Raw genomic sequence first — 23061 nt, forward strand, 5'->3', positions numbered from 1 at the left:
TACAAACTGGGCCGCGCGCCCAGAACCGACCAGAGAAGCGATCCTAATGGAAAACGATTATTGTGTTTTTTCCAGTTGGCAGGAGTTACCGGACTTTTACTTTCAGGGTTACTGCTTTGTCGGAGCCGACTTTGTATTCGGCCCCGGCGGGGCAAAAAAGTTCCTTTCAGCGGGTGGCGTTCTGGGCAGCGGAGAAGATGGTTGCTATCTTTTGTTCAGGCGCCACGCGGACCAAATCACCATTGGCAGCGACTTTTCCGGCCATATGCGGCTGTTCTACTTTTCAGATGGTGAGAATTGGGCTGTATCGAACTCGCTCATCCAGCTTGCAGAACATCTAAAGGCGAATGGTATCCGCTTACATATCCAGCGGCACCATCTGGCGGCCTGGTTTACCCGCAACGTGAATTTCAAGCAGCTATTGTGTGAGGAAACGGTACTAAAAGAGATACGGTTTCTTCCCTCTGATATGGAAATAGTCATCTCGGGCAAACGTTTGGAACTGCGTCCGCGCCGGCTGCCACTGATCGATACCTATGACACCGCATTGCAATCGTACCTGACGCTGTGGCGAGACAGAACGGCAACGGTTTTGCAGTCGGGCGTCGCCGCGGTCAGCACCGATGTTTCGGGCGGATTGGATACAAGGGCTGTGGTCGGTTTCCTGAAAGTTGCCGGGGAAGAGGCGGTTCAAGCCCATGACCCCAAAATCAGGTATGTCACGACAAGCGGGCCGAACTTTGAAAGGGACGAGGAAGTGGCAAATCTCGTTGCTGACTCGCTTGAATGGCAGCTTGAACCGCAGAACAGGTTTTCCAAACCGTATCTCAGATCACCTCAGCAATTACTTGATCTGTGGCGCAACCGCAGTTTGGGGCAATACGCGACGATCCGCTTTTCTGATGCACTCTTGGACCCCAGGAAGATCGTTTGTGGCGGTGAAGCAGGCGAGGGGCTGCGCGGCATTTATGATCAGGCAGACATAGACAGCTATCTGGATTTTCAGAAGGGTTTCTATGGAAGCTACATGTATGGTGACAAAGCGCGTTGGGCGCAGGACGTCAAAACCTCGATCAGGGCGCTGGAGGATCGGACAGCATATTATCAGCAGCCATTGCTGGGGTATTTCCGGCAGTACCGCTCGCGGTGCCATGGCGGAATGCGGCCCAGAAACAACGTCGCCATTTTACCTTTGACAGGGCAAGCAGCCTATCAATGCACCGCTGCGCTTAGCAACGCGGCGGTAAGATCGGGTCAGGTGCTGTATGATACCATGTACAACCTGCATCCCGAATTGATCGACATCCCATTTGACGATGAAAAAAAGGCGGCGACTGCCGAGAACCGGGCCAATCTGACAAAGGTCGCCCTGCGCCCTTCGGTTGGAGGCCGTTTCTTTGTTTCGGAAACGGATATTCCAGCAGAACCAGAAGGATCTGGTTCGAGGCACAAAGAGGTCTACCGCCATTTTGTGGATTATCTCCAAGACACGGTCGCGAATATCCCAAAGAACACAGTTCCGCAGGGGTATATCTCGGCGGTAATCGACAGGCTTCATGCCCGTGGGGAAGGGGATCTGACGGTAATGCCGAACGACACGATACCAGCCCACAATCTGGCGCTGTTTGGAGATTTGATAAAGCTTGCGGAATGGCCGGAGAGTTCTGGCCTCACCAACCTGAAAGAACTTGTCGGATATTGGAAGCGGTGCCGGAAAACGTAGAGGACCCCATTTTTCCGGGGTGGTATGAGGCAAGGAAACGATATATAAGAACATATAGTGAACAAAATCTGGAGTGGACCAATGGGCTTGAAAGAAATTGCCGAAGAATTGGTTGCGGGCCCTGTACACGACAGTAGGTATGGTTGAGGGCGCTGATCTGTGATTTTGGTTGGGATTCTTCAGTTTGCGATGGAGCATCCCATGATCCGAAAAGCGATCGACACCCTCTCGGCAAAGCTATCCGAGTGTTTGTCGCTGAGCAATAGCCGCCTTGAAACGCTCTGCCTTTTGGTGATCGGCATTGCCAGCGTTCGAACGGTCAATTTGAGCCACATCAGCGGCGAGATGCCAACACAGGCCAAGGTTGAAAGCACCTACCGCCGCTTGCAGCGTTTTTTCCAGTATGTTGATCTGAGGGAAGATTGGTCTGCACGCCTTGTGGTCCGGATGCTCGGGCTCTCCGGAAGCTGGAACCTGTGCCTTGATCGCACCAATTGGAAGATCGGGCGCAAAGAGATCAACCTGCTGGTTCTTGCCATTGCCACGCGCCGGTATCGGGTGCCATTGATGTGGACGGTTCTGGGCAAGGCGGGCAACAGCAACACCAAACAACGCATTGCACTGATGAAACGTTATCTGGGCCTGTTCGGAGCCAAAAGCATCAAGTGTCTCTTGGCGGACCGTGAGTTCATCGGCCTTGATTGGCTGACTTTCCTGCATGAGCAGGATGTTCCTTTCATCATTCGCGTAAAGTCGAACCAGTATGTCACTTGCGAAGATGGCACCCGGCAAAGCTTGCGAAATCTGTTGCGCACCTGCCGTGGAAAGCGGACCTTTACCGCCCACTTCGGAGCAGCAGGGGACACCGATCCGATGTGGTTGAACTTTGCTGCCAAGCGTCTCAAGGGCAAGGAATTGCTGATCGTGGCCACGAACCGTCCAGCCCACCATGCCTTAACCACTTACAGCCAACGTTGGGCCATCGAATGCCTGTTCGCGGAAGCAAAAACCAAAGGCTTCAACCTGGAGGACACCCGGCTCTCAATCGCGAAAAAGTTGAGCTTGCTCATCGGGATTGTCGCCCTCGCCATGGCATGGGCGGCGAAGATGGCATCCAAGAAACTTGGCACCCAAAAGCGCCCCAGAAAATCACATGGCAGGTACGCCAAGTCCATCTTCCGCATCGGCCTCGACGAAATCAGAAGGCTCTTGCGAACCCATCCAGAACAAGCCTTCCGACATTGGCCCAAACTCAGACATAAAATCGCATGAGTCGTGCACAGGGGGTTGCGGGTTGCCGGGAAAACCGCGCCAAGGCCAATCTGGACAAACTGTATGCAGCGGATGCCGTATCGGTAGAGGCTGCGGATCAGCAGGGAATGGGCCGCGAGGCCCATGGGCTGGACGCCATCCGTGGCAAGCATGATTGGTGGGAAAACTCTACCGAAGTAACCGGAGGCTCGGTTAGCGATCCCTTTTTGCACGGCGATGACCGTTTCGCTGTAATTTTTGAAGTGCAGGGCAAGATGAAGGAGAGCGGAGAGAGTTTCGATATGCGTGAAGTGGCTATTTATCACGTCGCGAACGGAAAAATCATTCGAGAAGAGTTTTTCTACTGACGCTGACAATCAATTCTGATCTGCTCAGGCGGGGGGCGACTATTAATTCGAAACCTCTGCCTGGGCATAAAGATTTTTGAGGATTTGAAAAGCGAAATGAACGATTTTTCCAGAAGTTGGTCACCGGCTTTCCTGAGTGTTGTTTTTTTGTTTACATTTCAGGCTCACGTTGCTTCCGCGCATCCGGGTCATACCTATCCTGAGCTGCCGGGAGTGACGGGCGGCTGTACGACCTGTGACGAAAAAAAGGATGTTAAGGAATCTGTCGATGACTTGACTGATGAGGGTAACAGCGGGGACGATTCACAAACCTCACCGAACCGTTTGGCCTCTGAGACAAAGTCTCTTTTGAACAAGACTGAGGCTATGCAGAAAAAGATAGCCACATTGAACACGCGCATGTCCAAATCCGTTGAGGCTTATGAGAAGACAGGAAAGCTGTCTGGATCAATGCATCGCCAGGTCATGCGTTCCGTTCGATCAGCACGACGGTCTAACCAGCGATTAGCCCGCGAATTGGGACGTTTTTTTGAGACGTATTCCGAAGATTTAACTCCTGAAATCAGGAGCCGGCTGGAAATCGATTTGGGCAGGGTTGAGACCCAGGCATTTGCTTTGTCCGACTACGAGGCGACAATGAAGGACGCAAACAAATGCGCCAGTGACAAATGTGCTGAAGACGTCAAGGCACTGCTTCAAAGCGATAGATGGTCAAGTGAAAACAATGGCTTACTTGGGTTATCTGAAGTCTTGGGCGAAATTTATTCGGTTAGTGCCGGAAGCTAGAAGAACGCGTGAAGACGTAAGGGTATCGTGTGGTGGCGAATATATCCGTGGAATTGGTCGCCTTCGAATATATTCTCTTCTCTGGCATGAATATATTCTCTTCTCTGGCATATAGGGTGCCTGTCTCAAAAGTGCCGGAAACTCTAGCAAGGAAGTTACAATGGATCTTGGAATTCGCGGAAAACGGGCGCTGGTCTGCGCCAGTAGCAAGGGGTTGGGGCTGGGCTGCGCCGAAGCGTTGGCAGCGGCCGGTGTGGACCTGGTGATGAATGCACGAGGATCTGAAGCGCTGGAAGCTGAGACGGCGCGTCTGAGATCTGAATATGGTGTGGATACGCAAACCGTAGCCTGTGATGTCACTTCGACTGAGGGGCAGTCGCAGGTTATAGAAGCGGCACAGGGTGTTGATATTCTTGTGACAAATGCCGGTGGACCTCCGCCGGGGCTGTGGTCGGACTGGGATCGTGACGACTTCATCAAGGCGCTCGACGCCAATATGTTGACGCCAATAGCCTTCATGAAGGCATTGTTGCCAGACATGATGGATAAGGGCTGGGGTCGCGTGGTGAACATCACCTCGCAGTCTGTTCGGGCGCCGATCCCTGCGTTGGGTTTGTCAAATGCGGCGCGGACCGGGCTGACCGGATATGTCGCCGGAACGTCCCGTCAGGTTGCGCCGCGCGGGGTGACGATCAACAATCTGCTGCCTGGCATTCACGCGACCGATCGTGCGGTTTCATTGGACGGCGGCGTTGCGGCGCAAAAGGGAATACCTGTCGAAACTGCCCGGGCGGAACGCGAGGCAACGATTCCGGCACGCCGCTATGGAACCCGGCAAGAATTTGGCGCAGCCTGTGCGTTTCTCTGTTCGCAGCATGCCGGATTTATTGTTGGTCAGAATATCCTGTTGGACGGCGGCGCAACCAATCTGACGATGTAGATATGGCGCAAGGATTTTCTTTGAAAGATCAATTGTTCAACGCGGAAAAAACGCTTTACCTCAGTAATTTGTTTTCCGATGTTGATGATGGATTTGATGGCGAGGCCTTTCAGCGCGCCGTCATGTCACGCCTGACGGATCTTGAGTTGAAGGAGCGGATGGCATGGATTGCGGAATGCCTGCAGGCCGCTGTTCCCGGAGCGCTGCCGGAGGTTGCGCCAGTGATCCTGCGCGCGCTGCCGCCTCCGCTTGATCCAAACAAAACGGATGATGACTTTGGTGACTTCATCTTTGCGCCGCTTGGCGAGTGGGTCGTGTCGGTCGGGCTGGATCACCCCGAACTTGCGCTGGATGTGCTGTCCGAATTGACACAGAGGTTTTCGATGGAATGGGCGATCCGTCCGTTTCTGAATGCCCATCCTGATCTCGTCATGAAAAAGATGGACGATTGGTGCAGTCATTCCAGCTATCATGTGCGTCGCCTAGTCAGCGAGGGGACACGCCCCCGGCTACCATGGGGGCAGGCTGTCGGATTGGCGCTGCACGATCCGCTGCCGCTTCTGGATCGTCTGCATGACGATAACACGCGCTATGTAACCCGATCCGTTGCCAATCACCTGAATGACATCACCAAGAAAGAGCCCGATTTGGTTCTGGATACATTGCACACTTGGCAAAAGGCGGATCGGCAGGAGGATGCTGAACTGCAATGGATGACGTCTCATGCCTTGCGTGGGTTGGTGAAAGCGGGGCATCCGCGTGCGATGAAGGCCCTTGGGTATGACCCCGACGTTCCGCTTCAGGCGGATGTTCAGATCAACGGTGATGCAAGGATTGGGGATGCTTTGACCTTTGATGTCATTCTGACCGGTGCCGCGAATCAACCGGTTCTTGTGGATTATATCGTTCACTTCCAAAGACCTGGAGGGAAAATCTCGCCCAAAGTTCACAAGCTCAAGCAGGCACGTTTGAACGACGGTACCTTGCGATTGAGCAAGCGTCATAAGCTAAAAGGCGACGCGACCACATTCCGGTTGATACCCGGAAAGCACCGGCTTGAAATTCAGGTCAACGGGTGCGTGCGCGCCGGTGTTGATTTCGAATTACTGGCCTGAACTCGGTAATCTCTGATGCCTTGCACCCGGCGGGCGGGGTTGCTATCCCCGCCCAAGCCCGATGGATTTGATCGGGTAAGGCAATGGGGTCCATCGGTGACAGGCAACGCAACGCCGCCACGTCTTGAAATTCGTAACCTTTTCGCCCGGTTCGAAGGGCGGACGGTGGTGGATGACGTATCACTGACCGTACAGGCGGGGCAGGTAACATGCCTGTTGGGGCCATCCGGTTGCGGCAAGTCTACAACGCTGCGCATGATCGCCGGGGTCGAAATGCAAAGCGCGGGTGAGATTTATGTCGACGGCAAGCTGATCTGTGACACTGTGTTCCGCGTGCCGCCGGAACGCCGTGAGATTGGCCTGATGTTTCAGGACTTTGCCCTGTTCCCACATCTGAGCGTGGGCGACAACGTTGCCTTCGGCCTCAAAGGCAGCAAAGAGGAAAAGCGATCCCGGGTCGAGGAGCTGCTGCAAAAAGTTGATCTGATGCGCTTCATTGACGGGTTCCCGCATCAACTCTCGGGGGGTGAGCAGCAACGCGTGGCACTGGCGCGCGCATTGGCGCCGCGTCCGCGTATCATGTTGATGGACGAACCTTTTTCCGGTCTCGACAACCGTTTGCGCGATGGCATCCGGGATGAGACGCTGGCGATCCTCAAGGAAGAAGATGCAGCCGTTTTACTGGTGACGCATGAGCCGGAAGAAGCGATGCGCATGGCCGATGAAATCGCACTGATGCGTCGGGGCAAAATCGTTCAGCAGGGTGCCCCATACAACGTATACACCCGACCGGTCGACAAGGCGGCAGTTTCATTTTTCAGCGATATCAACGTCCTACAGGCGCAAGTTAATGGGGCATTGGCGCAAACGCCTTTTGGTCAGTTTCTTGCGCCGGGTTATCCTGACGGCACCGATGTCGAAATCGTGTTCCGGCCTCAGCATGTCCGTTTGGATTTCGACCGGGGTGGCAAGGGGCCTTCCCCGACTGCCACGGATGGGGTTGCTGCGCGTGGGGTGGTTGAGCGCGCTCGTTTTCTGGGCAATGAAAGCCTTGTCGAGTTTCGCATGGACCATAACGGTTCAACGCTCAAGGCGACGGTTCCGAACGTTTTTGTCCCCAAGCCGGGGCGGGTAATGTGGCTAACCATTCGCCGCGACAAGTGCTTTGTTTTCCCGACTTAACTGAGGTTTCCGGCAGTTTCTGGTCAAGTGGTGCGCGAATGCCTCAGATTGGACGCGTACGTTGCTTGCCGCGGCGTTGGGCTGCGTCTATCAAGAGCAAAACAGGGGTGGATCGGGCATGCGCATTCTTCTGACAAACGACGACGGTATAAATGCACCAGGGTTGATCACGCTCGAGGCGATTGCCGCCGATCTGGCAGGACCCGATGGAGAGGTTTGGATCGTCGCCCCGGCCTTTGAACAATCAGGTGTCGGGCATTGCATCAGCTATACGCATCCCATGATGGTGGCCAAGCTGGACGAACGCCGGTTTGCAGCCGAAGGGTCACCTGCAGATTGCGTTTTGGCCGGTCTGCACGATGTAATGAAAGACGCGCAGCCCGATCTGGTGCTGTCGGGTGTGAACCGGGGCAATAACTCTGCTGAAAATGCGCTGTATTCCGGGACGTTAGGTGGCGCAATGGAAGCGGCGTTGCAGGGTGTTCCTGCCATCGCCCTGTCGCAATTCTTCGGCCCGCGCAATTTGGGCTTGGATGATCCGTTCGAGGCCGCCGCCCGTTATGGGGCTGATCTGATCCGCAGGATTCTGGATGCCACTCCGGATGAGCAGGCCGACTACCGCCTGTTCTACAATGTTAATTTTCCGCCGGTACCAGCGGGCGAGGTGCTTGGAACACGTGTGGCCCCTCAGGGGTTTCGACGTGAATCGCATTACGGGGTCGAGCCTCACAGCTCACCTTCGGGCCGTAAGTTTCTTTGGATCAAAGGCGGTTATCAGCACAACCCGACCGCGCCCGGGACCGATGCCGCGGTCAATCTGGAGGGATATATCTCGGTCACGCCAATGCGGGCGGACCTGACGGCGCATGATGCGTTGGAGGCCTTGAAGACGATCGAATGAGCGGGCTGACTCCAGAACGAACGATGCAGTTCCTGTTTGCCCTGCGCTCGCGCGGGGTGACGGATGCGCGAGTGCTGGCGGCGATGGAGCAAGTGGACCGGGGGCTGTTCGTCAAAGGTTTGTTTGCCGAGCGTGCCTATGAAGATACGCCGTTGCCCATTACCTGTGGGCAGACGATCAGCCAGCCCTCGGTTGTGGGGTTGATGACGCAGGCCTTGCAGGTGCGGTCGCGGGATACAGTTCTGGAGATCGGTACTGGGTCTGGTTATCAGGCGGCCATTCTGTCGAAATTGGCGCGACGGGTTTACACGGTCGAGCGCCACAAGCGGCTGGTGCAGGAAACCAGCCAGATTTTTCGCGACTTGGGGCTGACCAATGTGACCTCGATGCTGTCGGATGGGTCGTTTGGTTTGCCCGAGCAGGCGCCCTTTGACCGCATCATTGTGACCGCCGCCGCCGAAGATCCGCCAGGCCCGCTCTTGGCGCAGCTTAAAATCGGCGGTATCATGGTGTTGCCGGTGGGCCAGTCGGACGCGGTGCAGACCCTGATCCGGGTCACGCGCACTGAAAACGGGCTGGACTATGACGAATTGTTACCCGTCCGCTTTGTACCTCTGTTAGAGGGGTTGGGGAAGGATGGGGCCTAAAACTGATTATGCAGGTGCGCCATAACCCCGGAAAACAGGGGCAGGTGTTGAGGACAGTAATATGAGAGCAGTTTCCAAATCAGCCATGCGTCGATGCACGACGGCTTTGGCCGCATGTGTGGTTCTTGCCGGGTGTGAAGGTCCGCTTGACTACGACCTTCGCGGCAACGTCGGTGGCTTTTCTACCACCGATGCGGTTCAGGCCGCGACCGCCAGCCGCCCGGCACCGGATGCGCGCGGTGTGATTACCTATCCGAACTATCAGGTTGTCGTAGCGCGGCGCGGGGATACGGTTGGCGACGTTGCCGCGCGTGTGGGGTTGCCGGTTGCAGAATTGGCCCGGTTTAACGGGTTGCAACCCAATGACTCGTTGCGCGACGGCGAGGTTCTTGCCTTGCCGCGTTCTGTTGGAGGAGATCCGTCTTCGGTGGATATCGCAACAATCGCAGGGACCGCGATCGATGAAGCGCCGAACACTGGTTCCGTGCAGACAACGGCGTTGAAACCTGCTCAGCCTGCGCCCGCTCCGGTTGTTGCAGGGCCCGAGCCGATCCGCCACAAGGTCAAACGGGGTGAAACGGCCTATACGATCTCGCGCCTTTATCAGGTTTCGGTCGAGTCTTTGGCCGAATGGAACGGGTTGGGTTCGGACTTCACGGTGCGCGAAGATCAGTACCTGCTGATTCCGGTCAAGGATCAGCCTGCGCCAAAGCCCAGTGCAGCGGTAGCTGCGGCTCCTGCTGCTGCCGACAACGTGACGCAACCCGGGCAGGGCTCGCCAACGCCGACCCCACCCAGTGCAACCCAACCGCTGCCGGAAGAAAAGGTCGAACCCGTCGCCGAGGCGCCGGATGTTACGGCTGAGGCACCAACCAACAGTTCGAACTCTGCCCTTGCATTCCCGGTCTCCGGCCGGATTATCCGTACCTATGAGAAAGGTAAGAATGAAGGCATAGACATCGCCGCAGCGCCCGGCACCGCAGTTCAGGCGGCCGAAGCGGGAACCGTTGCGGCGATTACGGCGGATGCGGATCAGGTGCCGATCATCGTCGTTAAGCATAACAACGACCTGCTGACGGTTTATGCCAATGTTGAGGATATCACAGTCAAAAAGGGGGACCGGGTGCGGCGCGGGCAGAAGATTGCAGCGCTGCGTGGGGGCGACAATGCCTATGTGCATTTCGAAGTGCGCAAAGGATTTGAGTCGGTCGATCCCGAGCCCTACCTGAGGTGAGGTTGAATGGCCCGTTTCGGGCCATGCCTCCGGCGGGGATATTTTTGGCCAGATGAAGATTGGATCACCTATCCGGGTCGTAGTCGCTCAGGCGTTTTCCGGGCTCGTCGGTGAAAAGCTCTGGCAGGGGTGCGACCGTTTCGATCAGATCTATGCGGAAGACGCGGAAGGCGTCGCGCAGCTCGCACCAGGCGGTCAGCGTCCAGACGCGGCCCCAGTATTCCATATGCAGGGGGCGGATGGTGCGTTCGGTCAGGGCGCCGTCGATGCGGCGATATGTTAGGTGCAGTTTTTGGCGGGATTTGATGGCGGCGCGGATCGGGGCCATGTGCGCCAGCCCACGCGCGGCATCTGCGAAGGGATAGACGGCAAATTTCCAGGCGTCGGCCTCGGCCACCACCTGCGTTGGCAGCACGGCGTCGATCTTGTCGGCGAGTGTTTCGGCTGCTGCCTTGAGGTCGGGATCGGCCGCCTCGGCCACGATGGCCATGCCGAGATTCAGCGCCTCAAGTTCGGCGGGCGTCAGGTTCAGCGGAGGCAGGGTGATCTGTTCTCGCACCATGTATCCCACGCCGCGTTCCCCTTCGACGGGAACGCCTGAGGCGACCAGAGTGTCCATGTCACGATAGATGGTGCGGACCGACACTTCGAGCTGGTCCGCGATATCCTGCGCGCGGTGCAGTTTACCGTCGCGCAGGATCTGGATGATATCGAACAGGCGGTCAGTGCGGCGCATGACACGCCGTCCGGACCGCGGTTAGGCGGTCATGTTCCATAAAACACTCTCGTGACGCATCTGGACGCTTTCGGAGTTGATGGCGGCCATCATGCCTGCAGCGCAGTCCTGTTGTGGGAACTGCGCGGCGGCGTCCTGCGCGGCTTTCATATCAGTCCAGACGACATAGTCTGTCCAACGGCCGTCCGCACCTTGGCTGAGCTGCCGATGGGCAAAGCCGGGGGCGGCGCGAACGAAGGCCTCGGAAGCTTGGCTGAGTTTTACAAACTCCTCAGATGTGACACCGTTGGCGAGTGTGAAGGTGACGATTTCTGCGACATGGGTCATGTGGTTCTCCGTTGACCAGGTTTCGATGTCGTCTTCCTAGCTGTTCACAACTGACATAAACCTGTCAGTTGTGAATGTCGACATCAGAGAATGTGCGTAATCACGTCAATTTTGACCCTGGAATCCGCCGCGTTCCCTTTCGTGGCGCGCTTTCGAGGCGTAAACACAGACCGAAATCGGATATCCGGCGCATCTGACGTCGACTCAAGAGGAGAAAAAACATGCTCAACAATATCGGCCTTCCCGGTCTGTTGCTGATCGCCGTCGTGGTTCTGGTGCTGTTTGGCCGTGGCAAGATCAGTTCGCTGATGGGTGAAGTTGGTAAGGGGATCACATCGTTCAAACGCGGCGTCAAAGAGGGCGCGGACGAGCTGGAGCAGGATGCGTCCGAACTGGCCAAAGACGTCACGCCCGAGACCGACAAAGACAAGGCGTAACCGCGCATGTTTGATCTGGGCTGGACCGAGCTTCTGGTCATCGGCATCGTTGCTTTGATTGTGGTGGGTCCAAAGGACCTGCCGGTGCTATTTCGTAATGTCGGCCGGTTTGTCGGCAAGGCACGCGGTATGGCGCGTGAGTTCAGCAATGCGATGAACGAAGCGGCGGATGAGGCCGGCGTGAACGAGATCAAAAAGGGCCTGAATGCGGCAACCAACCCTGTGAACACCGCCATGGATGGTGTCAAGCAGGCGGCGGCGGATATGGCCAAAAGCATCGACCCAACCAAATACGATCCGGACAGCGCAACCGGTAAACTGGCTGCGGAACGTGCCGAACAGGCCAAGAAAGTTCAGGCTACGTCCGCGCGGGCAACCGCCGAGCGCAAAGCCAAGGAAGCCGCCGACGCTTTGGCTAAGGCGGAAGAGGCCGAAGCCGCGCTGAAAACCGAAAGCAAGACATGACCAAGACCGACGAGATCGAGGACAGCTCGGCCCCATTGATCGAACATCTGACAGAACTGCGCACGCGGCTGATTCACTGCGTTGTGGCGTTTCTGGTCGGCATGATCATCTGTTTTACCGTGGCCACTCCGCTGTTCAACTTTCTCACACAGCCTTTGTGTGGGGTCCTGACCGAGCGGGGCCAGGATTGCGGGCTGATCTTCATCTCTCCGCAGGAAGGGTTCTTTGTCGCGATCAAGGTCTCGCTGTTAGGCGGGTTCATTCTGGCTTTTCCTTACATCGGGATGCAGATGTGGCGGTTTGTGGCGCCAGGGCTCTACCGATCGGAAAAGAACGCCTTTCTACCTTTCATGCTGGCGTCGCCTTTCATGTTCCTGCTGGGTGCCAGCTTTGCCTTTTATGTCGTCACACCGCTGGCCTATGACTTCTTTTTAGGGTTCCAGCAGTTCGGTACCGAGGGCGAGGCGGTTGTTGATGACGCCACGGCAGCACCGCTGAGCGTGGTGTTCCAGGGCTCGGCGCAGGAGTATCTAAACCTGACAATCAAGTTCATCGTTGCCTTTGGCTTGTGTTTTCAACTGCCGGTTCTGCTGACTTTGATGGGTAAGGCCGGGCTGGTCAGCGCCGAAGGTCTTGGCGCGGTGCGCAAATATGCTGTGGTCGGTATTCTGGTTCTGGCCGCGATCGTTACACCACCAGACGTGATCACTCAGGTTATTCTGTTCGTCGTGGTCTATGGGCTGTACGAGATTTCCATCTTCCTCGTCGCCCGCGTCGAGAAAAAACGCGAGGAACAATTGCGGGCCGATGGCTACTATGATGACGAAGCCGAAGCTGACGAAGACATCATTCAGGAAGAAAGCGGCAAGTAAGCCCGTTGAATTCTGAGAAACAGGCGCGCCCCTTACAGGCGCGCCTTTTTCGATTCCGGCTCTTGTTGCGACAGGCGGAACATGGTTTGAAATCCGGAAGACATGACCGGAGGCCCAAATGGATGACCAAGCCCTGAACCGTATCGCCGATGCGCTTGAGCGTATGGCACCAGCCCCTCTGGCAGCTCCGGATTTCGCGGCCGCCCCGGCCTTTGTCTGGCATGTCGATCCAGACAGGCTGGAACCGGTCACGCAAGTCAATCGTGTTGATCTGGATTTGCTGGTGGGCATCAACCGGTCGCGCGACACTTTGCTGGACAATACCCGCCGGTTCGCGGCGGGCTACAAGGCCAACAACGCCCTGCTTTGGGGTGCGCGGGGGATGGGCAAATCCAGCCTTGTCAAAGCTGTCCACGGCACGTTGCAATCGGAGCATCCCGACCTCAAGCTGGTAGAGCTGCAACGCGAAGATATGGGATCAGTCGCGCGCCTGCTGAACCACCTGCGCGCCGCTCCGCATCGGTTTATTCTGTTTTGCGATGATCTGTCCTTTAGCCATGATGACCAGCATTACAAATCGCTTAAGGCTGTGCTGGACGGTGGTATCGAGGGGCGCCCGGAAAACGTTGTCTTCTACGCCACCTCAAACCGCCGCCACCTGATGCCACGGGACATGATCGAAAACGAACGCTCCAGCGCGATCAACCCGTCCGAGGCGGTCGAGGAAAAGGTTTCACTGTCCGACCGCTTTGGCCTTTGGTTGGGCTTCCACCCCTGCGATCAGGACGAGTATCTGGCCATGATCGATCGCTACTGCGCGGCCTATGGAGTGGCTGTCAAAGCGGAAACGCTTCGGGCCGAGGCCATAGAATGGCAGGCCACACGCGGCGCGCGGTCGGGCCGCGTGGCTTGGCAATTCTTCGTCGATCTCGCTGGGCGCAACGGCATCCATATCACCTGATCCACCCGCTTCATCTGGCCAAAAATATCCCCGCCGGAGGCATGGCCCGTATGGGCCATTCCCTAAAGCAGCGCCAATATCCGCTTTGCCTCTTTTGCAGGTGACGTCAGTGCGTCGCGATCCTCGCCTGGGTGGAAACGGGCGCGCACGGCTGTTGGCATTGGGGCAGGCTCAACAATCGAGACCCGAGGCCCGGTGCGTTCCGTTTCCGCGGCCCAGCTACGTGCCAGAGCCATCTGGGCTGCCTTGGTGGCACCATATATGCCATAGAATTTTTCGCCCGCCTTGGGATCGTCAAAAAACACGGCGTGCCCGGGTTCCCCCAGCAACGGGGACACATAGGGGATCAGCACGGAAAGGGCATTGGCGTTGGTGTTAACCGCTTTTGTCCATTCTTTCGGGTCAACAAAATGCGCTGGTGTCAGGGCTGAGGTATGAACGGCAGTGTGTAGCCACAGGTCGACCTTGCCCCAACGATCATGAATACCACGGCACAGTGTGGCCATGGCATCCGGGTCGGTGATGTCCATGGGGGCCAATGTGGCTGAACCACCTTTGGCCTGAATACGGTCGTCCAATTCTTCAAGCCCGCCGGTGGTGCGGGCGACGGCAACGATGTGATAATCTGGCACAAGCGCCTCGGCCAACGCCGCGCCCAGTCCGCGAGAGGCCCCTGTGACAAGGGCAATTTTGGTCTGATCGGTCATGGAAGCGGTTTGACCCGACGCGGGGCAGGGCGTCAAGGCCCGATCAACTGCCGGGGATGGTCATGCGCCTCGTCTGGCCGCTTTGTCGCAGCACGATGCCGTCCTCATCGATGGCAACAACGGTGCCCGAGGCAACGCGGCTGCCGATCTTCACTTTTTTCACGCGTCCGGAAGACATCCGCATCAACGCTCGCATGTCCGCCTTTGGGCCATAAACGCCCAGGACTGAGACCGAGTTCTTTTTCAGCACCCCCGTCTGGGTTGCTGTGGCTTTGACTGTTGCGTTTGGCATGTTCTGCGGCCCGGGCAAGCGCCGGACCCTTTTGGTGAGTGGTGTATGCCGGTCGGGTATCAAAACGGCACAGGGAATAAAAGCGGAACTCGCGCTTTGCCTAATCCGGAACCAACCGCTATTCCCGAACCCTTTGCAATTTGGTCAGGTTCGCCGACAGGTTGTGGGCAAAAATTCACCGAGCGCGCATCGAAGCAGCCTGAAAGGTGCGCCGGGCGTCCAGTGCGATTCGTCTGTCCTCGTCAGCCGGTCAGCCCGAGGCCAGTTTGGCTGCGTTCCAGGACCCGCCCGGCACCTGCATGTCTTCGCGCTTTTTGCTGACGCGGCTGCTGTTTTCCAGGCTGTCCAGATAATCCTCGCTGACACTGCCGGTGATGTACTTGCCGTCAAAGCAGGAACAATCGAAGGCCTCGATCTCGGGATTGCCTTCTTTCGCGGCCCAGATCAGATCGTCGAGGTCCTGATAGAACAACGCATCGGCGCCCAGCTCCTCGCGGATGTCTTCGATCTCTTTGCCATTGGCGATCAGTTCATGCTTGGTCGGCATGTCGATGCCATAGACGTTGGGATACTTAACCGGTGGCGAGGCGCTGGCGATGTATACCTTTTTTGCACCCGCCTCGCGGCACATCTGCACGATCTTCTTGATCGTATTACCGCGCACAATGGAATCGTCGATCAGCAGCACATTGTGGCCCTGAAACTCAAGCGGAACGGCGTTCAGTTTGCGGCGCACGGATTTCTGGCGCTCGGCTTGACCCGGCATGATGAACGTGCGGCCCACATAGCGGTTTTTGACCAGACCCTCGCGATAGGGGATACCGGTGATCTTGGCAGCCTCAAGCGCAACCGGGCGCGCACTGTCGGGGACCGGGATAATCCGGTCGATGTCCAACCCTGATTCCTGAATCTGTTTTGCCAGCGTCTGTCCCATGCGCATTTGCGTTTTGTAGACAGACACGCCGTCCAGCAAAGAGTCCGGGCGCGCCAGATAGACATATTCAAAGATACACGGCGTCAGTTTGCCTTCGACCGCCTGGAACTCATGCATATTGCCATCAAGGTCGATCAGGATCGCTTCGCCGGGGCGCAGGTCGCGTAGCTTGTCGAACCCGTTGATGCCAAAAGCCACATCTTCCGAGGCAAAGGCATAGTCGTCTCCCTCTCCGTCCACTGCGCGCTTGGCAACAGACAGGGGGCGGATGCCGAAAGGATCACGGAAAGCCAGCATGCCGATGCCTGCCACCAGACAGATCACCGAATAAGCGCCCTGAACGCGTTCCATCGTCATCTTCACCCCGGCAAAGATGTTTCTGATCGGGTCCGAGTTTCCGTTTACCTTGATGGCGTCGGCCACTTTGTCAGCCAGCACGTTCAACAGGATTTCCGAGTCCGACGTGGTGCGCAGGTGGCGGCTGTACTTGCCAGTCACTTTCTGGCGTTGCTCGGCCGTATTGGTGATGTTGCCGTTATGGACCAGATAGATGCCATAAGGCGCGTTGACAAAAAACGGCTGCGCCTCAGCCGCGCTGAGTGAGCCCGCGGTTGGATAGCGCACATGCCCCATGCCGACCTTGCCCAGCAGGGTTTCGGCATCGCTGGCGTTGAACACGTCTTTGACCAACCCATTGGCTTTCTTCTCGCGGAAAAACTCGCCGTTGTAGGTGACAATCCCCGAAGCATCCTGACCGCGGTGTTGCAGCATCAGCAACCCGTCATAGATCTCCGCAAAGACATCATGTGTCCGGCTTGCGATTCCCAAAATCCCACACATGTACGGGGCTCCAATTTCTATGACGTTTTTAGGTGAGTTTTACCCTGCGCAGCAGGGATTGGGCCGACGGGGGCTGCTGTTCCTGACGCCAGACCGGCTGTCATCATTGCGACGCACGCGCATACGAACAGAAAGAACAAGATCGGCAGCTCCGATTCCGTGGCAGTTTGGCATCCACATAATGCCTATTCGTGCGCCTGTCATCAAAGGATCACAAACACTTTTGCCGCAGGTGCTTTCGCTGACTGGGACTCCGCCGTCAATGATTGATGACATATTGGGGTATATGTGCTGTCATAGTCATAATTTTGATAAGAAATGAAACGAGTACGGCGGGTCGAGAGTAGATATGTGGCAGCATAAACGGCATCAGAAGAAGGACGAACCGATCAAGCGACGATGTCACCGATGTCGTGGCTCGGGGCGTGCGCCATGTGAAATCTGCAAGGGAACCGGCGAAGTTGTCAAAAGTCGCGACGTCTTTGGTAAACCGGTATCCAGCAGGTGCGATGGGTGCTTTGGCCTGAAATCCATCCGCTGTACCGTGTGCGGCGGGGATGGATACGTGACCTGATCGGGTAGCCAATGAAAAAAGCCCGGGCAGGGCCGGGCTTTCATCGACTACTGACAGCGCTGCCTTAGCCGCCCTGCGTGTTGTCCTGGGTTTCAGCCGGAGTGACAGGTTCCGGTGTATTGCCAGCGGTGCAGGACGCAACCAGCTTTTCGTATTGCGATGTGACCCATCCCAACGCGGCTTCCGGGTTCTGTTCTTCGATCTGATCGCTGAACTGTTCAAAGACTTTGGCCGACCGGCTTTCGTCCACGATTGTGTAAGACTGGCCGGTCATCACGGTGTCGTAGACAAAAAAGGCGATGGCGACCAACAGGATCCCGCGCGCGACACCGAAGAAAAAGCCCAGCGCCTGATCCAGCCCGCCCAAGGCGGACCGCTGAACCAGCGATGAAAACAGCGGCGTGAAGATGCTGACCACGATCAGCGCCACGGCGAAAACGGCGGCGAAGCCGGTGATCACCGACAATTCGCAACTGTCACGCAGGAACTCTCCGACCACGGGCACTTCTTTGACCAATGGCACGACCTGCGGTGCAAAGATAAAGGCCAGAACGGCGGCGGCGACCCAGCCTGCAATGGCTAGAACCTCGCGCATGAAGCCGCGGGAGTAGGCGAGAATGCCCGACACCACGACGATCAGGGCAACGACCCCGTCAATTATTGTAAAACCTTCCATGGCCCTCGCCTGTTCGTTTGCCTGCCCCCGGGGCGCGACTTTAACCTGCTCCGAAGGTTTCGCCAACAAACCCAACCAAATCAGAGGGTCGGGTGAGTGTCAGACCTGCCACAGTACCGGTTTTGCCGCCCGCCGGAGCGATTGCCGCTGTGAAACCAAGTTTTTGCGCTTCTTTCAACCTGTTTTCGGTCTGCGAAGCTGGTCTAAGTGCCCCAGATAGCGAGATTTCTCCGAAAACAACGGTGTCAGCGGGCAAAGCGGTGTCTTCCCGTGCGCTCAGCAATGCGGCGGCCACGGCAAGGTCTGCGGCGGGTTCACTGATTTTCAGCCCCCCGGCGACGTTCAGATAGACATCAAGCCCGGCAAAGGGGATCCCGCAGCGCGCTTCGAGCACGGCAAGGATCATCGCAAGGCGCCCGCTGTCCCAGCCGACAACCGTGCGGCGGGGCTGCGAATGGGGTGACGGGGCGACCAGTGCCTGCAATTCCACCAGAACAGGGCGGGTGCCTTCGATCCCAGCAAAGACGGCCGATCCGGGGCTGGGCGTTCCACGCTCTGACAGAAACAGAGCCGAAGGGTTGGTGACTTGCGCCAGCCCTTTCCCGGTCATCTCGAACACACCGATTTCGTCTGCCGGGCCAAAGCGGTTTTTGACCGCGCGCAGGATGCGGAATTGGTGGCCGCGCTCGCCTTCGAAATAAAGCACGGTATCGACCATATGCTCGACCACGCGGGGGCCTGCGATCTGACCTTCTTTGGTGACGTGACCCACCATGATGACCGACACGCCGTGACGTTTGGCAAAGGTGGTCAACTCATGTGCTGCGGCGCGAACCTGTGAAACCGAGCCCGGCGCGCTGTCCACATTGTCGGCCCACATGGTCTGGATCGAGTCGATGATGGCCAGCCCGGGTTTTTCCGCCTCAAGCGTTGTCAGAATGTTCCGAAGGTTGGTCTCTGCCGCCAACTGGACAGGTGCATCCTCAAGCCCCAGGCGACGCGCGCGCATGCGGACCTGTGCGCTGGCTTCCTCGCCCGAGACATAGATGGTTTTGACGCCTGCACGTGAGAACCGTGCGGCGGCCTGCAGCAGCAGGGTGGATTTACCGATGCCCGGATCTCCGCCCACCAACAGGGCCGAGGCAGGCACAAGGCCACCGCCCAGCACGCGGTCCAGTTCGTCTACACCGCAGAGCGTGCGGGGAGGGGGCGTTTCCTCGGTCGACAGATCGGTCAGCGTGATGTTCTGCCCGCGTTTGGTGCCCAGCGACTTCTTGGCCGGACCTGCCGACAAGGGTACGTCCTGGGTAATCGTGTTCCACTCGCCGCAGCTGTCACAACGTCCGGACCAGCGGGAATGCGAAGCGCCACAGGCGGAGCATGAGAATGTTGGTTTTGCCATGCGGCCTTGGTGCCCGAGGATGGGCAGTTCTTCAAGCCCTTACGGGCCTGCCTCACCGCCGGTGGCGCGCTGAGGTCAGGTCTGTTTGTATTGGCGCTCTGTAAGGATGCCGAAAAGGATTGAGGCCAGAATGCAAAGGGTGAAGAGATAGAGGCCCCACGCCGTTTCGATTGTGGCGTAAGAGATGCCTTTGGCCAGCGTGATGTAAAGCGCGATCAGGAAGATGTCGGCCATCGCCAGCTTGCCAAGGATGTTCAGCGCGGGTTGGACGCGGATGTCGAGCAGGTTCCATTGGATCAACGCTGTCCCGATGGTTTTGAGGTAGGGCGCGAAGAGGGCGAAGACGGTGACGATCAGCGCGAGGAAGACGTCGGATTTCCACAAGGATTGCAGGCCGGTGATAACGCTGATTTCGGATAGGCCGAAGATCGGGAGCAACCCCGCGCGCATCAACGGGGCAAACCACGCGATGGGGTAGAGGATCAGGAGGGAGAGGGTGGCGAGGCGGAGCATTTTTCCTACAACGATAAACAGGGTTAGTCAGAAAACTCTGGTCGGCTTTGTGACGGGTAGAGCTATGGTGGACCAGAAACAAAGACCTACAAAAGGCGAAACGCAAAATAGCAGACCAAGAATATAATTAATAAGCACAAAACCGCTGCGAAATGGCAAAGAAATATATGCGTTTTCGCTCTTGCTGCTTTTAGCAAGTTGATTGTCTGTAGAAGTGCGCACAACAAAACCGGAGTTAAGATTGCGAAGGATAGCTCTCGCGTAGAACCTCGTTGCAGGTCGCTTAAAGCTCGAGAATATGAGGATACTTGAAAAAATGTCCCCCAACCCAACAGCCAAACGAAACAGAGCGCGGGCGTCCAGATCAGGCGCGATCCAAGTCTGGACGGGTTTTCGTTTTCTCTGTGTCTTAACCCGGCAGAAAAGGAAATGCCTGCCACTATGATCGGCATCAAGAACAGGGCTGGGATGGCCAGAGCAATCAGGGTGTTTATCACCGCACCGCCTCAATCGGACCCTCAGCACTCCCGCTGATAAACTGCTCCACATAAGGATCACCCGAGGCATCCATCTGCCCCACAGGCCCGGTCCACTGGATCACCCCGTCATGCAGCATCGCCACATTGTCGGCAATCGCGCGCACGGAACTCATGTCGTGGGTGATGGTCATCGCGGTGGCGCCCATCTCGGTCACGATCTCTCGGATCAGGTCATTGATGACGCCGGACATGATCGGGTCGAGGCCGGTGGTGGGTTCGTCGAAGAAAATGATCTCGGGGTCGGCGGCGATGGCGCGGGCAAGGCCGACGCGTTTCTGCATGCCGCCCGACAGTTCGGACGGGTAGAGATCGGCCACCTTGGCGCGCAGGCCGACGCGGCGCAGTTTGTCGATGGCGATTTCGCGCGCATAGTCGGCAGGGCGTTTCAGCGGACCGCGCAGCAGGCGAAAGGCGACGTTCTGCCAGATGGGCAGCGAGTCAAACAGCGCCGCGCCCTGAAACAGCATGCCGAATTTTGCCAGAAACGCATCCCGATCGCCCTTGGTGGCGTCTTTGCTGTCCACGTAGATCATACCGCTGTCGGGTTTGATCAGGCCCAGGATACATTTCAGCGCCACCGACTTACCGGTCCCCGAGCCGCCGATGATAACCATCGAAGTACCCTTGGGAATCTCAAGGTTCATGCCCTGCAGCACGTGGTTGTCGCCAAAGGCTTTTTCTACGTTCTCCATTCGGATCATAGCGAGAAGAATACCCCTGTGAGAACGAAGTTGGCGGCCAGGATCAGCACGGCGGCTGCCTCGACCGAGCCTTTGGTGGCGCGGCCCACACCCTGCGCGCCGCGGCCGGAGTTCATGCCGTAGTAACAGCCCATGATGGCGGCGATGACCCCGAAGGCTGCGCCTTTGACCAACGAGGAAACGATGTCGCGCGTTTCAAGGAAGTCCACGGTGTTTTTCAGATAGGCCGCCGGGTTGAAACCCAGGTTTTGCGTGGCAACCGTGTACCCGCCGGCGATGCCGATTATGTCGCCCACGCCGACCAGCGCGGGCACGGTGATCAGGGCCGCCAGAACTCGCGGGGCCGTGAGGTATTTCATCGGATGGGTCGAGAGCGTGACCAGCGCATCGATCTGCTCGGTCACTTTCATCGTAGCGATTTCTGCAGCAATTGAGGACGTTACGCGGGCAGCAATCATCAACCCTACCAGCACCGGGCCAAGTTCACGGACCATGCCAATGGCGACGATCTGGGGCACCACAGCCTCGGCATTGAATCGCGCGCCACCGGCGTAGATTTGCAGCGCCAATGCGCCACCGGTGAAGATGGCAGTCAGGCCCACAACGGGCAGGGACAGCCAGCCGATATTCAGCAAAGCGATGCCGAATTCACGAGGGTAGAACGGCGGGCGAAAGATGTGCGAGATCGCGTCCAAGGCAAACAGTGCCACTCGACCGAAGGCCGCGAATACGCCCAGTACCGTACGGCCCAGCCCTCCCAGCGCCGTAAGCGCGTTCATTCCACGTAGCCCCGCGAATACCGTCTGCCCATCGAGGTCAGGATTTCATAGCCGATGGTCCCGGCTGCCTCGGCCAGATCATCCACGGTCTGGTGGCCATTGAGGATACGCAGGCGGTTGGGATCTTCCGGCAGGTCGGTGACATCGACGGTGATCAGGTCCATCGAAATACGCCCGACGACGGGGCAGGGCAGGTCACCGGCAAAGGCGTCGATCCCGCCACCGATGGCGCGGTGCAGACCATCGGCATAGCCTGCGGCAACCGTCGCAATGCGGGACGGGCGGCGGGCGGTCCAGCTATTGCCGTATCCTACCGTTTCACCCACGGCAACCGGGCGCACCTGAACAACCGGCAGGTCGACGGTGACAACGGGTTTGGCTTCGGTAAAGGGCATGCCGCCATAAAGGCCGATACCCGGGCGGCAGAAATCAAAATGGAACTCGGGGCCCATCAGCGATCCGCCGGTCGCCGCCAGGGAACGCGGCACTGCGATGCCGTCGGTCATCTCACGGAACGTACGCAATTGCTGCCGATTCATCGGGTGTTCCGGTTCATCGCCACAAGCCAGATGAGACATCAGTACGGCGGGGTTAAGTGCCAGGGCCGCGTCGCGCAGTTCTGCCCAGTCCGCAGGCTCAAGCCCCAGACGGTTCATGCCGCTGTCTAACTGGATGCCGAACGGGTGATCCGGCAGGGCGCCGCGATGGCGTTGAAACTGCTGAGGAGAGTTGATTAGGGGAATCAGGTTTTGGCCTGACAGCACCTCGGCATCGCCATCCATGTGCCCGGAAAAGACAAAGATGTCCGGTCCCGGACCGACGGCTTTGCGCACAGCCGCGCCCTCTTCGGCGACGGCGACAAAGAATTTGCGCACACCCTCATCGGCCAGCGTCCAAGATACCGGTTCGGCCCCCAGCCCATAGGCATCGGCCTTGACCACGGCTCCGGTCTCGACATTGGTTTTGGCATCCAGTGCGCGCCAGTTGTGGGCAAGCGACTGAAGGTTGATCGTTAATCGTGCGGTACTCATGTGACGTTCATGACATTGCATCGTGGCAGGTCAAGGGGGTATCGGGCATTTCCCAATGAGTTTTTCAATTGCATCGGCAGCATTCGGCTTAGCTGCTTTGGTTGGAGCGAGTTCAGATGCGCTAATTC

25 protein-coding genes are annotated in these 23061 nt (G+C 57.6%); 14 read left to right on the forward strand and 11 right to left on the reverse strand.

The window, feature by feature from the left end:
- The first annotated feature begins 46 nt into the window (after positions 1 to 46).
- From ACP0GE_RS19015 to ACP0GE_RS19060, 10 genes are all read left to right on the forward strand, one after another.
- Complete coding sequence (locus ACP0GE_RS19015) at positions 47 to 1723, forward strand: hypothetical protein (RefSeq protein ID WP_424833469.1); 1677 nt, start codon at positions 47 to 49, stop codon at positions 1721 to 1723.
- 201 nt (positions 1724 to 1924) lie between these two features.
- On the forward strand, positions 1925 to 2995 hold the full coding sequence (locus ACP0GE_RS19020) for an IS4 family transposase (RefSeq protein ID WP_424832553.1): 1071 nt from the start codon (positions 1925 to 1927) through the stop codon (positions 2993 to 2995).
- A complete protein-coding gene (locus ACP0GE_RS19025) occupies positions 2992 to 3342 on the forward strand; it encodes a SnoaL-like domain-containing protein (protein WP_424833470.1) in 351 nt (116 codons plus the stop codon). Before ACP0GE_RS19020 ends, ACP0GE_RS19025 begins: the two co-directional genes overlap by 4 nt.
- Positions 3343 to 3438: 96 nt before the next feature.
- Positions 3439 to 4128, forward strand: coding sequence for a hypothetical protein (locus tag ACP0GE_RS19030; RefSeq protein WP_424833471.1), 690 nt, complete (start codon positions 3439 to 3441; stop codon positions 4126 to 4128).
- A gap of 160 nt (positions 4129 to 4288) precedes the next feature.
- Positions 4289 to 5068 (forward strand): SDR family oxidoreductase, encoded by a 780-nt coding sequence (locus ACP0GE_RS19035; RefSeq protein ID WP_424833472.1) that lies wholly within the window; start codon positions 4289 to 4291, stop codon positions 5066 to 5068.
- A gap of 2 nt (positions 5069 to 5070) precedes the next feature.
- The gene (locus ACP0GE_RS19040) at positions 5071 to 6183 is read left to right on the forward strand and encodes a hypothetical protein (protein WP_424833473.1); all 1113 of its coding nucleotides are present in this window, start codon (positions 5071 to 5073) and stop codon (positions 6181 to 6183) included.
- Between the two features lie 96 nt (positions 6184 to 6279).
- Entirely contained in the window at positions 6280 to 7365 is a 1086-nt protein-coding gene (locus ACP0GE_RS19045; protein WP_424833474.1) for an ABC transporter ATP-binding protein, read from the forward strand.
- Between the two features lie 118 nt (positions 7366 to 7483).
- Complete coding sequence (gene surE / locus ACP0GE_RS19050; protein WP_424833475.1) at positions 7484 to 8266, forward strand: 5'/3'-nucleotidase SurE; 783 nt, start codon at positions 7484 to 7486, stop codon at positions 8264 to 8266.
- Entirely contained in the window at positions 8263 to 8913 is a 651-nt protein-coding gene (locus ACP0GE_RS19055) for a protein-L-isoaspartate(D-aspartate) O-methyltransferase (RefSeq protein WP_424833476.1), read from the forward strand. Before surE ends, ACP0GE_RS19055 begins: the two co-directional genes overlap by 4 nt.
- A gap of 61 nt (positions 8914 to 8974) precedes the next feature.
- On the forward strand, positions 8975 to 10147 hold the full coding sequence (locus ACP0GE_RS19060) for a peptidoglycan DD-metalloendopeptidase family protein (protein WP_424833477.1): 1173 nt from the start codon (positions 8975 to 8977) through the stop codon (positions 10145 to 10147).
- 64 nt (positions 10148 to 10211) lie between these two features.
- Here ACP0GE_RS19060 and ACP0GE_RS19065 read toward each other — a convergent pair whose 3' ends face one another.
- Entirely contained in the window at positions 10212 to 10883 is a 672-nt protein-coding gene (locus ACP0GE_RS19065; protein WP_424833478.1) for a helix-turn-helix transcriptional regulator, read from the reverse strand.
- 21 nt (positions 10884 to 10904) lie between these two features.
- Positions 10905 to 11210, reverse strand: a complete 306-nt coding sequence (locus tag ACP0GE_RS19070; RefSeq protein ID WP_424833479.1) for a hypothetical protein — start codon at positions 11208 to 11210, stop codon at positions 10905 to 10907.
- Between the two features lie 221 nt (positions 11211 to 11431).
- Here ACP0GE_RS19070 and ACP0GE_RS19075 point away from each other — a divergent pair, with 221 nt between their 5' ends.
- The 4 genes from ACP0GE_RS19075 (at position 11432) to ACP0GE_RS19090 (ending at position 13945) form a co-directional block, all read left to right on the forward strand.
- The gene (locus tag ACP0GE_RS19075; protein WP_424833480.1) at positions 11432 to 11647 is read left to right on the forward strand and encodes a twin-arginine translocase TatA/TatE family subunit; all 216 of its coding nucleotides are present in this window, start codon (positions 11432 to 11434) and stop codon (positions 11645 to 11647) included.
- 6 nt (positions 11648 to 11653) lie between these two features.
- Positions 11654 to 12112 carry a Sec-independent protein translocase protein TatB gene (gene tatB, locus ACP0GE_RS19080; RefSeq protein ID WP_424833481.1) on the forward strand — a complete coding sequence of 153 codons (459 nt, stop codon included), beginning with the start codon at positions 11654 to 11656 and terminating at the stop codon, positions 12110 to 12112.
- Positions 12109 to 12984 (forward strand): twin-arginine translocase subunit TatC, encoded by an 876-nt coding sequence (tatC, locus tag ACP0GE_RS19085; RefSeq protein ID WP_424833482.1) that lies wholly within the window; start codon positions 12109 to 12111, stop codon positions 12982 to 12984. Before tatB ends, tatC begins: the two co-directional genes overlap by 4 nt.
- A 118-nt stretch (positions 12985 to 13102) precedes the next feature.
- Positions 13103 to 13945, forward strand: coding sequence for an ATP-binding protein (locus ACP0GE_RS19090; RefSeq protein WP_424833483.1), 843 nt, complete (start codon positions 13103 to 13105; stop codon positions 13943 to 13945).
- Between the two features lie 62 nt (positions 13946 to 14007).
- Here the strand turns inward: ACP0GE_RS19090 and ACP0GE_RS19095 are convergent, their stop codons facing one another.
- The 9 genes from ACP0GE_RS19095 to alr all read right to left on the reverse strand — a co-directional run bounded on the left by ACP0GE_RS19095 (position 14008) and on the right by alr (position 22933).
- Entirely contained in the window at positions 14008 to 14652 is a 645-nt protein-coding gene (locus ACP0GE_RS19095; protein WP_424833484.1) for an SDR family NAD(P)-dependent oxidoreductase, read from the reverse strand.
- Positions 14653 to 14695: 43 nt separating this feature from the next.
- The gene (locus ACP0GE_RS19100; protein ID WP_424833485.1) at positions 14696 to 14944 is read right to left on the reverse strand and encodes a hypothetical protein; all 249 of its coding nucleotides are present in this window, start codon (positions 14942 to 14944) and stop codon (positions 14696 to 14698) included.
- A gap of 250 nt (positions 14945 to 15194) precedes the next feature.
- Positions 15195 to 16718 carry an amidophosphoribosyltransferase gene (gene purF / locus ACP0GE_RS19105; RefSeq protein WP_424833486.1) on the reverse strand — a complete coding sequence of 508 codons (1524 nt, stop codon included), beginning with the start codon at positions 16716 to 16718 and terminating at the stop codon, positions 15195 to 15197.
- Positions 16719 to 17356: 638 nt separating this feature from the next.
- Positions 17357 to 17968 carry a CvpA family protein gene (locus ACP0GE_RS19110; protein WP_424833487.1) on the reverse strand — a complete coding sequence of 204 codons (612 nt, stop codon included), beginning with the start codon at positions 17966 to 17968 and terminating at the stop codon, positions 17357 to 17359.
- A gap of 40 nt (positions 17969 to 18008) precedes the next feature.
- Complete coding sequence (gene radA / locus ACP0GE_RS19115; RefSeq protein WP_424833488.1) at positions 18009 to 19370, reverse strand: DNA repair protein RadA; 1362 nt, start codon at positions 19368 to 19370, stop codon at positions 18009 to 18011.
- A 75-nt stretch (positions 19371 to 19445) separates the two neighbouring features.
- Positions 19446 to 19883: a paraquat-inducible protein A gene (locus ACP0GE_RS19120; protein ID WP_424833489.1), complete on the reverse strand. Its 438-nt coding sequence runs from the start codon at positions 19881 to 19883 to the stop codon at positions 19446 to 19448.
- A 493-nt stretch (positions 19884 to 20376) separates the two neighbouring features.
- Positions 20377 to 21123 (reverse strand): ABC transporter ATP-binding protein, encoded by a 747-nt coding sequence (locus ACP0GE_RS19125; protein WP_424833490.1) that lies wholly within the window; start codon positions 21121 to 21123, stop codon positions 20377 to 20379.
- On the reverse strand, positions 21120 to 21902 hold the full coding sequence (locus tag ACP0GE_RS19130; protein ID WP_424833491.1) for an MlaE family ABC transporter permease: 783 nt from the start codon (positions 21900 to 21902) through the stop codon (positions 21120 to 21122). Before ACP0GE_RS19130 ends, ACP0GE_RS19125 begins: the two co-directional genes overlap by 4 nt.
- On the reverse strand, positions 21899 to 22933 hold the full coding sequence (alr, locus tag ACP0GE_RS19135) for an alanine racemase (RefSeq protein WP_424833492.1): 1035 nt from the start codon (positions 22931 to 22933) through the stop codon (positions 21899 to 21901). The genes ACP0GE_RS19130 and alr overlap by 4 nt, the downstream gene beginning before the upstream one ends.
- Between the last annotated feature and the right edge of the window lie 128 nt (positions 22934 to 23061).

It is taken from the genome of Ruegeria sp., from assembly GCF_965243365.1.
Lineage (GTDB): Bacteria > Pseudomonadota > Alphaproteobacteria > Rhodobacterales > Rhodobacteraceae > Ruegeria.

Coding starts and splice junctions, on each gene's coding strand:
- ACP0GE_RS19125 (WP_424833490.1), bottom strand. CDS start 21,123: ATGATCCGAATGGAGAACGTAGAAAAAGCCTTTGGCGACAACCACGTG.
- ACP0GE_RS19070 (WP_424833479.1), bottom strand. CDS start 11,210: ATGACCCATGTCGCAGAAATCGTCACCTTCACACTCGCCAACGGTGTC.
- purF (WP_424833486.1), bottom strand. CDS start 16,718: ATGTGTGGGATTTTGGGAATCGCAAGCCGGACACATGATGTCTTTGCG.
- radA (WP_424833488.1), bottom strand. CDS start 19,370: ATGGCAAAACCAACATTCTCATGCTCCGCCTGTGGCGCTTCGCATTCC.
- ACP0GE_RS19110 (WP_424833487.1), bottom strand. CDS start 17,968: ATGGAAGGTTTTACAATAATTGACGGGGTCGTTGCCCTGATCGTCGTG.
- tatC (WP_424833482.1), top strand. CDS start 12,109: ATGACCAAGACCGACGAGATCGAGGACAGCTCGGCCCCATTGATCGAA.
- ACP0GE_RS19030 (WP_424833471.1), top strand. CDS start 3,439: ATGAACGATTTTTCCAGAAGTTGGTCACCGGCTTTCCTGAGTGTTGTT.
- ACP0GE_RS19055 (WP_424833476.1), top strand. CDS start 8,263: ATGAGCGGGCTGACTCCAGAACGAACGATGCAGTTCCTGTTTGCCCTG.
- ACP0GE_RS19025 (WP_424833470.1), top strand. CDS start 2,992: ATGAGTCGTGCACAGGGGGTTGCGGGTTGCCGGGAAAACCGCGCCAAG.
- ACP0GE_RS19075 (WP_424833480.1), top strand. CDS start 11,432: ATGCTCAACAATATCGGCCTTCCCGGTCTGTTGCTGATCGCCGTCGTG.
- surE (WP_424833475.1), top strand. CDS start 7,484: ATGCGCATTCTTCTGACAAACGACGACGGTATAAATGCACCAGGGTTG.
- ACP0GE_RS19040 (WP_424833473.1), top strand. CDS start 5,071: ATGGCGCAAGGATTTTCTTTGAAAGATCAATTGTTCAACGCGGAAAAA.
- ACP0GE_RS19060 (WP_424833477.1), top strand. CDS start 8,975: ATGAGAGCAGTTTCCAAATCAGCCATGCGTCGATGCACGACGGCTTTG.
- ACP0GE_RS19015 (WP_424833469.1), top strand. CDS start 47: ATGGAAAACGATTATTGTGTTTTTTCCAGTTGGCAGGAGTTACCGGAC.
- ACP0GE_RS19120 (WP_424833489.1), bottom strand. CDS start 19,883: ATGCTCCGCCTCGCCACCCTCTCCCTCCTGATCCTCTACCCCATCGCG.
- ACP0GE_RS19090 (WP_424833483.1), top strand. CDS start 13,103: ATGGATGACCAAGCCCTGAACCGTATCGCCGATGCGCTTGAGCGTATG.
- alr (WP_424833492.1), bottom strand. CDS start 22,933: ATGAGTACCGCACGATTAACGATCAACCTTCAGTCGCTTGCCCACAAC.
- ACP0GE_RS19100 (WP_424833485.1), bottom strand. CDS start 14,944: ATGCCAAACGCAACAGTCAAAGCCACAGCAACCCAGACGGGGGTGCTG.
- ACP0GE_RS19035 (WP_424833472.1), top strand. CDS start 4,289: ATGGATCTTGGAATTCGCGGAAAACGGGCGCTGGTCTGCGCCAGTAGC.
- ACP0GE_RS19130 (WP_424833491.1), bottom strand. CDS start 21,902: ATGAACGCGCTTACGGCGCTGGGAGGGCTGGGCCGTACGGTACTGGGC.
- tatB (WP_424833481.1), top strand. CDS start 11,654: ATGTTTGATCTGGGCTGGACCGAGCTTCTGGTCATCGGCATCGTTGCT.
- ACP0GE_RS19095 (WP_424833484.1), bottom strand. CDS start 14,652: ATGACCGATCAGACCAAAATTGCCCTTGTCACAGGGGCCTCTCGCGGA.
- ACP0GE_RS19065 (WP_424833478.1), bottom strand. CDS start 10,883: ATGCGCCGCACTGACCGCCTGTTCGATATCATCCAGATCCTGCGCGAC.
- ACP0GE_RS19020 (WP_424832553.1), top strand. CDS start 1,925: ATGATCCGAAAAGCGATCGACACCCTCTCGGCAAAGCTATCCGAGTGT.